We start from the raw sequence: 1,017 nt of genomic DNA on the forward strand, positions 1-1,017 counted from the left end.
CCTCTCCTGCCACCCTTGGGAGATGGACAAAAACTACTACAATGAAGGTGGTCTTGCAGCCTTGCAAGCTAAGCCTAAAGGACGAGCTCCCATGCCCAAACCCTTCAAACCGTTCACCCCAACCAATAAGCCAGTGACTCAGATGACTCCAGATGAGCTCATGCAAGAGCTTGAGTACCGCAGGATGGAGACCGATTACCTAAAAAAGCTCGAAGCCTTAGCCCAGCAAAAGCACTTGGCAAGCAAGAACAAGTCCAAGTAATTACGGGGTTAAGGCAAAAATACCGGTTACCAGCCATCTTGGCGATGGCTGGGATGCCTAGAAGTGTCTATTACTACCAGGCGAGTGCCCTTAGTAAAGCAGATCGCCATCTTGAGGCGAAGGCGCAGATCCATCAGATCTTCCACCGGCACAAGGGGCGCTATGGCTATCGACGTGTTCATTTGGCATTACGCAATGAGCAGCATTACCTTGACCCCAAGACAGTGCAAAGGCTGATGGGGCAACTGGGGCTTAAATCCACCGTGCGCCCTAAGCGCTATCAGTCCTATAGGGGCGCTATTGGTAAAACAGCCCCCAATCTACTGCAGCGTAACTTTGCAGCTAACAAGCCCAATCAAAAGTGGGTCACCGATGTCACTGAGTTCAATATTAAAGGCGAGAAGGTTTACCTCTCGCCAATATTGGATCTGTATAACCAAGAGATCATCTCTTATACGATTACCGATAGACCACAAGTGAGCATGGTGATGGAGATGCTAAAAGTGGCATTTAAACGTCTTAGAGGATGCAGCCAGCCTCAACCGGTATTGCACTCAGACCAAGGCTGGCAATACCAAATGGGGATTTATCAACAGGCTTTGAAGGTACAAGGTCTTAGCCAAAGCATGTCTAGAAAAGGAAACTGTCTGGATAACGCAGTCATGGAAAACTGGTTTGGGATTATGAAAACCGAGTTCTTCTACCAAAAGAAGTTCTCAGATGTTCAATCATTTAAAACGGAGCTTAAGGACTAC

1 pseudogene is annotated in these 1,017 nt (G+C 47.8%); it reads left to right on the forward strand.

Going from position 1 to position 1,017, the window contains the following annotated elements:
• Positions 1-1,017 (forward strand): annotated as a pseudogene (locus CBI30_RS10995) (IS3 family transposase); the annotation flags it as partial.

Source organism: Polynucleobacter aenigmaticus, assembly GCF_002206635.1.
GTDB lineage: Bacteria > Pseudomonadota > Gammaproteobacteria > Burkholderiales > Burkholderiaceae > Polynucleobacter > Polynucleobacter aenigmaticus.